General features: G+C 36.9%; 4 protein-coding genes and 1 tRNA gene. 3 read left to right on the plus strand and 2 right to left on the minus strand.

Annotation, left to right across the window (positions count from 1 at the left end):
• Both QXQ25_04480 and QXQ25_04485 read right to left on the minus strand, forming a co-directional pair.
• On the minus strand, positions 1 to 765 hold a 765-nt coding region (locus QXQ25_04480; protein ID MEM0160962.1), incomplete at its 3' end, for a type 2 isopentenyl-diphosphate Delta-isomerase.
• An 8-nt stretch (positions 766 to 773) separates the two neighbouring features.
• Positions 774 to 1517, minus strand: a complete 744-nt coding sequence (locus tag QXQ25_04485) for an isopentenyl phosphate kinase (GenBank protein MEM0160963.1) — start codon at positions 1515 to 1517, stop codon at positions 774 to 776.
• A gap of 82 nt (positions 1518 to 1599) precedes the next feature.
• On the opposite strand from QXQ25_04485, the gene QXQ25_04490 reads away from it, so the two are divergent.
• The 3 genes from QXQ25_04490 to QXQ25_04500 form a co-directional block, all read left to right on the plus strand.
• Positions 1600 to 1685: transfer RNA gene (locus QXQ25_04490), tRNA-Ser, on the plus strand.
• Positions 1686 to 1880: 195 nt separating this feature from the next.
• Positions 1881 to 2210 (plus strand): aminotransferase class III-fold pyridoxal phosphate-dependent enzyme, encoded by a 330-nt coding sequence (locus QXQ25_04495; GenBank protein ID MEM0160964.1) that lies wholly within the window; start codon positions 1881 to 1883, stop codon positions 2208 to 2210.
• Between the two features lie 27 nt (positions 2211 to 2237).
• Positions 2238 to 2424, plus strand: a 187-nt coding sequence (locus QXQ25_04500; protein ID MEM0160965.1) for an aspartate aminotransferase family protein, incomplete at its 3' end; no start/stop codon positions are given.

Genomic DNA, 2424 nt, shown 5'->3' on the forward strand with positions numbered 1-2424 from the left:
CGCTGGTATGCCCCAGTCCCAGAATATCGCTCCCAAAATCTCTTTTTTCTTATCTGCCCTGCTTTTAGCTCTGTAATATTCTACCGCTGAAAAAGATGTGCCGCCCGCACCGCCAACATCAATGCCTATCACGCCCGCTTTTTTCAGTGCCAATGCCATCTCTTTAGACACCCCTGCGCCAGTCTCTTTGGCCAATACTGGATAGCTCTGCGCAATATCGCTCAATCTATTCAATACTCCCCTGCTCCTGTGCTCTCCCTCTGGCTGCACCAGCTCTTGCAGATAATTTAAGTGAAACGCTATTATATCTGCATTTATGATCTCCATCACCTTTTTTATATCTGTCTCATTAAAAGGTTTTATGTTTTTTTGTGCAATAAGCTGAGGCACTCCTAAATTTGATATTTTTAGCGGTATATCCAGATCTTTCAGCACTGCATACGAATCCGTATTTTCAGGGTGCTTGAATATTGCTCTTTCACTGCCCACGCCCATGCCTATATTCAGCTTTTCTGCAGCTTTTCCCAGATTCTCATTGATCTTTTTAGCGTTTGCAAAACCCCCCGTCATACCCTCTATTATGATAGGATAATCTAGCTTCTTCCCGAATATTGAAACGGTAGTGTCTATTTTATCCAGATCTATATCTGGGATAGAATAATGGATCAGGTCCACATCTTCCCAATAATTATAATGTGAATTTACGTTCTCTCTCAATGATATCTCAACATGCTCGCTTTTTCTATTTTCAATGTTTTCAGCCATATTTTATTTCACCTCTTGATTTTGGTACTTATCTCTTCATTTTTCAATATTATATTTCTTAACCTATCAGGTACGAGCCCGTTAACAATCGTGACAGATCCTACATTGCCAATAATTTTCTTGATCGTTTCTAATTTTCCCATTATCCCGCCCGTAACATCATCCACGATCATCTCTGTGTCTATGCTATCATTTAAACTCAACTCTTTGATAAATTTTGCATCTTTATAGAGTTTTGGATTTTTAGTGTATATTCCATCCACGTCAGTAACAAATATTACCTGCTCAGGCTTAAAATGCCCTGCCAGCTTTTCAATAAGATAATCTCCAGAGCATATTGCAACTTTTTTTTCTGAGTTTAATATGATGTCTCCATAAGTTACAGGTACAAATCCTAGTTTCAGAAACTTTTCAAAAATATCAAAATTGAATTCCTCCTGATATACATGAAAAGAATGAGCTGGTAATGATATGGCAGGAATCCCAGACTCAAATAAAATTTTCATTATATTCAGGTTCAATTCTATCATGTCATTCTGCACCTGCACAAATTTCAGTGAGTTTTGATTGTTTAATCCATTCTGTAGAGAGTGCTGTTTTGAAATTATGTGCCCGAAAGAGCCAGCTCCGTGAACAATGATCAGGTCTGAGTCGGGTATCTCTGTGATAAGCCTTCTCACTATCTCGCTTCTGAATTTTCTGTATTTTGCCTTGTCTGTAATTACACTACCGCCAAGCTTTATAATTATCATTTATATAATATATGCAAATCGTTTAGATTAAATTTTCTGATGTTAACTTTTTATACCTCAGCGAATTTATCATAGTTATACTGCCGCGGTAGCCAAGCGGACAACGGCGCCAGCCTTGAGAGCTGGTTCTCTTAAGTGGGACCGGGAGTTCAAATCTCCCCCGCGGCGCTTACAAAAAGCAAAAATTACTGTTTTTATACCGACTCGCTTGCTATACTTTTTAGCCGACGATGCACTTATGATTTTCAAATATTAAATTTTAGTTTAATCATCTATTTTAGACTTACTCAAAAAGATTTTTTTATAGTAAATTTAATATGTTATTTAGGTATTATCTTTTAGTAGTAAATAGTTGTGATAAATATGAGTAACAGTAGATATAGTTTTGAAAATGCTCCGTTTATCAGAGATGTGCCTCCAGGTAAAAATTCTTTGGATCTCTTGAAAAAACAAGATAAAATGGAGACCAATGCAAGAACGTACACAAAGATTTTCAAATTTGTTGTTAAAGAAGCAAAAGGTGCTACAATCAAGGATGTAGATGAAAATATTTACATAGACTGGTTTGGTGGTGTAGCTGTTCTGAACATGGGTCATGCACATCCAGAAATAAAAAAAGCAATTATTGATCAGCTTGATAAAATTATGCACGTTCCTGAAGTGCCATCTGAAATAAGAATTAAATTTTTATAGACTCTAGAATCAACTCTTCCAGGTAAGATGAGGGAAAATTCTAAAATTCTATTTACAACCACGGGAGCAGATGCTTGTGAAGCAGCTGCGAGCATGGCAAGATATCTGACTAAAAAGCATACTATCCTGGCTTTTGGAGGTTCTTATCATGGTATATCAGGTGGTATAGCGGGAGCTACTGGTAATTACCATTATCGAGAATATGGAAGTTTTC

Source organism: Thermoplasmata archaeon (assembly GCA_038729465.1).
Lineage (GTDB): Archaea > Thermoplasmatota > Thermoplasmata > Thermoplasmatales > ARK-15 > JAVRLB01.